Raw genomic sequence first — 6512 nt, 5'->3', positions numbered from 1 at the left:
GGCGGCAGCCACTTGGTGCGGAACCACATCTGGACCTGCGCGCCGCCGAGGACGCTGCGGTGGATGCGCAGGTAGCCGCCCGTGGACTCGGCGGCGCGGCGGGCGATGTCCAGGCCGAGGCCCGTGGAGCCGCCGCCGCTGCTGCCGCGCTTCAGCGCCGCGTCCGGGTCGGCGATGCCGGGGCCGGCGTCGGCGACGAGGATGCCGGTCACGCCCTGGCCCTGGTGGAGGGTGACGGCGAAGCCGGTTCCCTCGGACGTGTGCCGGAAGATGTTGCCGAGCAGCGCGTCGACGGCGGCGGCGAGCTCGGTCCCCGGCAGCGGGAGCGGCGCGGGGGCCTCGGCGCCGATCAACTCGCAGGAGCGGCCCTCGTCCTCGGCGAGGACGAGCCAGAACGAGACGCGCTCGCGCAGGACCTTGGCGGCGTCGCAGCTTCCCCGGCCGGTCGGGCGCCGGACGGTCCGGATGATCTGGTCGACCTCGTGCTCGATGCGGTCGACGGCCTCGCGGGTCTGGTCGGCGACGGGACCGTCCCCGAGGGCCTCGGCGTTGAGGCGGAGCGCGGCGAGCGGGGTGCGGAGCCGGTGCGAGAGGTCGGCGGCCATCTCCCGTTCGGCGGACAGCAGCTGGACGACGTGGTCGGCCATCGCGTTGAACGCCAGCCCCGCCTCCACCAGCTCGGGCGGGCCGTCCGGCTCGATGCGCACCGACATCTCCCCCTCGCCGAACGCGCTGGCGGCCTCGGCGAGCCGGCGGGTGGAGCGGATCATCCGGTTGCCGAGCCAGACGGCGGCGGCGACGGACCCGGCGACGAGCGCGGCGGCGACGGTCGTCATGACGAGCCACGCCTGCCACACGCCGCGCGAGAGGTCCTCGTCGGGCACGAAGACCTCGACGACAGCGGTGCGGCCCGCGTCCAGCGACACCGGCTGGAGCAGCGCGTATCCGCCGTCCACGCGGGCGGTGTAGGCGCGCCCGCGGCGCCCGGCCTCGGCGAGCTGCTCGGGGCTGGCGCTGAATTCGCCCCGGCCGTCCCTCGGGACCAGGGCGCCGTCCGGCATGTGCACGGTCATCCGTTTCGTCGCGCCCGCCTCGGTGCTGGCGACGGCGCGTTCGAGCGCGGCCGGGTCCTCGGTGACGACGAGCACGGGGCCCAGCGCGCTGGCCTGCCGCTCCGCGGCGGTGAGGGCGCCGTCCCGCGCGATCTCCCGGACGGTCAGCGCGAGCGGGATGAGGAACGCCAGCGCGACCATCGAGGTGACCGCGAGGGACACCAGGGCGAGCGTCTTCCTCATGGTCTCGGATCGGGCTCGGCCAGCCGGACCCCGACGCCGCGCACCGTGTGCAGGTAGCGGGGTGCGGCGGCGGTCTCGCCGAGCTTGCGGCGGAGCCAGGACAGGTGCACGTCGATGGTCTGGTCGTCGCCGTAGGCCTGCCGCCACACCTCGGCGAGGAGTTCGCGCCGCGCCACGACGCGTCCGGGGCGGGCGGCCAGGTAGGCCAGCAGGTCGAACTCGCGGCGGGTCAGTTCGAGGGGTTCGCCGTCCAGCATCGCCTCCCGGCGGTCCAGGTCGATGTGCAGGCCGCCGACGCTGATCTCGGCGGCCGGCCCGGAGCGGGCGGACCTGCGCAGCACCGCCGCGAGCCGTGCGCTGAGGTGTTCGATGGAGAACGGTTTGATGAGGTAGTCGTCGGCACCGGCGTTCAGTAACCGGACGATCTCGGGCTCGTCGTCGCGCGCGGTCGCGATGATGACGGGGACGTCGGAGATTCCGCGCAGCATCTTCAGCACCTCCGCGCCGTCGAGGTCGGGCAGCCCGAGGTCGAGGACGACGACGTCGGGCGGCGCCTGCGTGACCTCGCGCAGAGCGTCCATCGCCGTCCCGACGCTGCGTACGACATGCGACCGCACACTCAGTTCCCGGATCAGGGCGGTCCGGACATTCGCATCATCCTCGACCACCAGAACACTCGCCATGGCGGAACCGTATGCCACCATGTGCCCATGCGTCGCGCGATGTCGTATGTTGCCCCGTGGGCGGGGGTGACCGCGCTCGCGGTGGCGCTCTCGTGGCTCGGAGTACGCGGTGTCGTGCGCGGCACGGTGGCGGAGAGGTCGGCGCCGCCGCCGATCTCGGGGCCCGTCATCCACTCCAGCCCGCCGACGGACATCGGTTCGCCGACGTCCCGGCCGGGCCCGCCCGCGGACGAGGACGAGGCGCCCGGACCGTCCCGGTCCCCGAAGGCGCCGCCCGGTGATCCGGAGCGGGAGGGGAGGACCTCCGCCGCGTCCTCCGGCGCGAAGCCGGACGACAATGTGCGCAGCTACGCCACGCGCGGCGGCCGCGCCGTGCTGTCGATCGAGAAGGACCGCGTCCGGCTGGTGTCGGCGACGCCCGAACCGGGGTACGAGACGCGGGTGACGCAGGCGGGAGGATGGCTCCGCGTCGACTTCCTCGGCGACGAGCGCACCTCGTCGGTCGTCGCGACCTGGCCGGACGGCGATCCGGCGGTCAAGGTCTACGAGTACTGACCGGATCCCCGGACCGTGGTCAGTGCCGCGACGTGACGAACCGCTGCGGCTCGATGAACATCGCGGTGGCCTCCACCGTGACGCGGCCGTCGGGCCCGGCGATGCTCCCGGACGCCCAGATCTTGCGTCCCTCCACGCGGCTGAACCTCGCCTCCACGTGCAGCGGGACGCCGAGCGGCGTGGGACGCCGGTAGCGCAGCTCCAGGTTCGCGGTCATGCCGGGCCTCCCGGAGACGGCCGCCGCCATGCCGAGGGCCTGGTCGAGCACCATCGCGGAGACACCGCCGTGCACGTAGGACGGCGGGCCCTCGTAGAGCGGGCTGAGCGTGAACTCGCCGCGGACCGTGCCGTCCGGATCGCTCGTCAGGTCGACGGGCGGCGCGAACGGGTTGAGGGTCCCGTTGACGGGGTTGGCCGTGTGCCGTTCCAGGATGCCCGTGCTGGAGGCGACGTACGGCGGGGCCTCGCGGCGCCCGACCGCGAGCCGCGCGGTCAGGGCCTCGATCTCGTCCGCCACCGCGGCGGCTTCGGCGGCGTCGACTCCGGTGAGGACCGCCACCTCCGCCAGCTCGCGGACCCTGGCGGCGAGACCGGCCCGCGCCGCCACCTCGTCGTCGGCCAGCTCCTGCCGTTCCACCGGCATCGCGCTCACACGCCCCTCCATTTTCCGAACGTGATTCTAGGATGCGGGGCGGCATGGACGGGACGGCGGGGTGCCGCGTGAAGATCGGCCGCGCGAAGATCGGCCGGGTGCGGATCAGCTGGGCCGGAGGCTGCCGAGGATCTTCTTGATCGCAGCCTTCGGCGCCGCGTCCGGGACGCCCTGGTCGGCCAGCAGGATGAAGACCGTCGTCTTGCCGGGCCCGACGCCGGGAACGGCGACCGTGTGCACGACCGCGGTCGGCGGGACGCACCGTCCCGTGGCCTTCATGACGACGTCCGCCTGAACGTGCACGCCCTTCTTCCGCCCCGCCTTCACGCTCTCCGGGGCCTTCAGGGCGATCGACGGCGCCGGGTCGCCCTCGCTGGTGTAGGCGTTCGCCGCCCACTTCTTCGCGGCGTGCTCGGCGACGCCGGTCAGCCCGCCCTCGACGTACTGGTTGAAGCCCGTGTGAGCGCGGGTGTACTCGTCGTCGCCGTCCTTGCACACGTCCTCGCGGAACACCGCGGCGGTGCTCATCATCGACCGATCCTGGCCGTGCGCCGCCTCCCACCCGATGAGGACGGTCGAGGGCAGGATGCGCCACGAGGAGGGGACGTCGTAGCTCATGCCGTACTTGGCGCTGGTGACCGCGTCCCACCCCTTCACCTTCGGCGGGACCGTGCTGATCGGCTCCGGCCTCGGCGAGTCCGGCGGGCGGGCCGCCACCCCGTCCCCGTCGTCTTCGCCGGCGCCGTAGATCCGGTGCCCGGCCCAGGAGAAGATGACCAGCATCGCGACCACGAAAGGGCCGAGGAACATCAGCCAGACCATGGCCCCGGACCGCACCGAACGGCCGCCGGCCGGGAACCCGGGGGGCGCTTCCGGCGGCGCCCCCTTGGACGGCGGCATCCCGGGAATCGGCGGCGGCCGCATCTCCGAAGCCGGGGGCGGGGACGAGTCCGGCGGCGAGTCGTCCTCACGCGGATCCGGGTTCTGCCCCGGCAGGGGGTACGGGTTCCGCGGTCTCCGGTCGCCGTCCGCGCCGCCAGGCCCCTTGTCGCCCTTCATGATCGGGGACGGTAGCGCACCTGCGGCGGCGGGCGGCACTCAGATAGGTTTTCGCGAGACCCCATGAGGATTGAAGGACAAGGCCAGTGACGGACCAGCCCCCGCCTCCAGACCAGCCGCCGCCGTACCAAGGCTCCTACGGGCAGGCGCCCGGGCAGCCGCCCTACGGCGCGCCCCCTGGCGGGCAGCCGCCCTACGGCGCTCCGCCCGGCGGGCAGCCTCCTCACGGCGCCCCGCCCGGCGGCCAGCCGCCCTACGGCGATCAGCCGCCGCCCGGAGGCCCCTATGACCCGCGCTGGGGGTACGGCCCTCCCGGTGTCCCCTACGGCCCGCAGTATCCGCCGGCGGTGGACACGACCTGGGCGGTCTTCTCCTACGTCGGGATGCTCGTGGTCGGCTTCTTCGCCCCACTGATCATCTACTTCGTGAAGAAGAACACCGACCCGTTCACCCGGTTCCACGCGGCCCAGGCCCTCAACTTCCAGATCACGCTGCTGATCCATCTCCTCGTGGTCGCGGCCGTCTGCGTGCCGCCCGCCATCATCCTGGAGGCACCGGCGTTCCTCGCCCTGCTCGCCCTCCCGTACCTCGAGCTGCTGATCGGGCAGTGGGTGTTCCTCATCCTCGGCGCGGTGAAGTCGGGCAAGCAGCAGTACTACCGCTTCCCGACCTTCTTCTGCTATCGGATGATCAAGTGACCCGGCGGGCCCGGCCTGCCCGGTGAAGCGGGATCCAGGAGCTCAGAAGGCGCAGACCGCGGCGGTCGCGTCGTCGTGGACCTTGTTCCGCGGCCACCGGGCGGCCCGGGGATCGGTGCGCTCGATCTCCCGGTTGCGCTCGATCAGCTCGGCGGGCCCGGGGTCCGCCGCCAGCTTGGCCAGCCCGTCCCAGTCCGTGACCCCGAACATGTCCACGAGCCGCGTGGCCCCGTCGGTCAGCAGGGTCGCGCGGTCCAGCTCGCCCACGGGCACCGTTCCCGTGATCGCGGCCTCGGCCATCGCCGGATCGGCCGCGGCGTAGGCCGGGCCGCCGGTGACCGCCTCCACGCCGCGTCTGCCGTCCAGCAGCAGGGTCGAGTCCGCCAGCACCAGGTAGTCGACCCATTCGCCGCGCACCCGGAGGGCGAGGACCGTGGCCGCGGGGGTCGTGGGCGCCCGCAGGTCGCAGCTCTCCCGGTGGGACGCGGCGACGTCGGCGATCGCTCCGGCAAGCCGTGCCACCAGTGGCCGCCGCCCCGGCCGGTGCGCCCCTTCGGGCGGCCCCACCGGCGGGCCGGCCTGCGGCCCGAGACCGTCCAGCATCCGCGCCAGCAGCCGGGTGCCGAGCGACCGCGCGTACCAGGCGGTCCCGTGCACGCACCCGAGGTCGGTGCCGAGCGGCAGCCCGCAGCCGTCGAGCACGACGACGGCGCCGGGGGCGGCCGCCACGAAGTCCTCGTTGCCGCGCTCGGCGCTCCCCTGTTCCGTGGCCCACGAAACCTTCACAGCGATCCATCCCTCCGAAGTACGTCCCTGTGAGTATGGACGCGCCGACGGGCCGCCCCGTTCAAACGAGGACGGCCCGGTCGTCCACGCGGGCGACGGCGCGGACGGGGGCGCCGTCCGCGCCGGCGAGGGCGATCGGGAAGAGCGAGACGTCGATCGCGCAGCCGGCCCGTTGCGCCGCGACGACCCGGTCGAGGCCGGTGAGGTTCTCGGCGATCACCGCGCCCGCCTCGCAGAGGACGCGGTGAGCGGCCAGCGAGAGGTCCTTCGAGCCGGGCGGTGGGGTGCGGTCGACGCTGAGCGCGTCGATCCCCACCGTCCGGACGCCGGCGGCGACGATCGACGCGGCGGTCTCGGGAGCGAGGTACGGGTGCGCCGGGTAGGCCCCGGTCCCCCAGTAGCCGGCCCAGCCCGTCGCGATGAGCAGGACGACACCGGGCGCGAGGCCGTCCGGCAGCAGCTCCGGGCCGATGGGCGTGCGGGCCGGCAGTCCGCGGGCGTCCATGGCGACCACCGGCCCCGTGAAGCGGCTCAGGGGCAGCTCGTCGAGGCGCGGCAGGGCGTCGTCGATATGGAACGGGGCGTCCACGTGGGTGCCGGACTGCGACCCCATGTGCAGGCGCAGGACGTTCACGCCGGACCCGGCGGCCGTCAGCGCGGGGACCGCCTCCACTTCGGGATCGCCCGGGTAGACGGGCATGCCGGTGACGATCGGCACCGACAGGTCGAGCAGCTCAACGCCCATGCGATCGATTATCCCCGCCGCATCGGCACCCGGTAGCGT

At 73.8% G+C, this 6512-nt stretch carries 8 protein-coding genes; 2 read left to right on the top strand and 6 right to left on the bottom strand.

From position 1 onward, the window contains the following. Window positions 1-1295: HAMP domain-containing sensor histidine kinase (locus tag E1281_RS05245; protein WP_131875982.1), on the bottom strand; the 1295-nt coding region annotated here is incomplete at its 3' end. Continuing rightward, the gene (locus E1281_RS05240; RefSeq protein ID WP_131875981.1) at window positions 1292-1978 is read right to left on the bottom strand and encodes a response regulator transcription factor; all 687 of its coding nucleotides are present in this window, start codon (window positions 1976-1978) and stop codon (window positions 1292-1294) included. The genes E1281_RS05240 and E1281_RS05245, both read right to left, overlap by 4 nt. Before the next feature lie 39 nt (window positions 1979-2017). On the opposite strand from E1281_RS05240, the gene E1281_RS05235 reads away from it, so the two are divergent. Next, the gene (locus E1281_RS05235) at window positions 2018-2533 is read left to right on the top strand and encodes a hypothetical protein (RefSeq protein WP_131875980.1); all 516 of its coding nucleotides are present in this window, start codon (window positions 2018-2020) and stop codon (window positions 2531-2533) included. 19 nt (window positions 2534-2552) lie between these two features. Here the strand turns inward: E1281_RS05235 and E1281_RS05230 are convergent, their stop codons facing one another. Both E1281_RS05230 and E1281_RS05225 read right to left on the bottom strand, forming a co-directional pair. Beyond that, a complete protein-coding gene (locus tag E1281_RS05230) occupies window positions 2553-3176 on the bottom strand; it encodes a PaaI family thioesterase (RefSeq protein ID WP_243716611.1) in 624 nt (207 codons plus the stop codon). Between the two features lie 114 nt (window positions 3177-3290). Continuing rightward, the gene (locus E1281_RS05225; protein ID WP_131875978.1) at window positions 3291-4244 is read right to left on the bottom strand and encodes a hypothetical protein; all 954 of its coding nucleotides are present in this window, start codon (window positions 4242-4244) and stop codon (window positions 3291-3293) included. An 86-nt stretch (window positions 4245-4330) separates the two neighbouring features. Between E1281_RS05225 and E1281_RS05220 the strand changes: the two genes are divergently transcribed. After that, window positions 4331-4942: a DUF4870 domain-containing protein gene (locus E1281_RS05220; protein WP_131875977.1), complete on the top strand. Its 612-nt coding sequence runs from the start codon at window positions 4331-4333 to the stop codon at window positions 4940-4942. A 42-nt stretch (window positions 4943-4984) separates the two neighbouring features. Here the strand turns inward: E1281_RS05220 and E1281_RS05215 are convergent, their stop codons facing one another. Both E1281_RS05215 and E1281_RS05210 read right to left on the bottom strand, forming a co-directional pair. Beyond that, the gene (locus E1281_RS05215; RefSeq protein WP_131875976.1) at window positions 4985-5728 is read right to left on the bottom strand and encodes a hypothetical protein; all 744 of its coding nucleotides are present in this window, start codon (window positions 5726-5728) and stop codon (window positions 4985-4987) included. Between the two features lie 61 nt (window positions 5729-5789). After that, window positions 5790-6473, bottom strand: coding sequence for a cyclase family protein (locus E1281_RS05210; protein ID WP_131875975.1), 684 nt, complete (start codon window positions 6471-6473; stop codon window positions 5790-5792). Between the last annotated feature and the right edge of the window lie 39 nt (window positions 6474-6512).

The sequence above is a fragment of the Actinomadura sp. KC345 genome, assembly GCF_004348515.1.
In the GTDB taxonomy this organism is placed as follows: domain Bacteria; phylum Actinomycetota; class Actinomycetes; order Streptosporangiales; family Streptosporangiaceae; genus Spirillospora.
The sequence above is the reverse complement of the archived record's forward strand: the minus strand, read 5'-3'. Positions and strand labels throughout refer to the sequence as shown.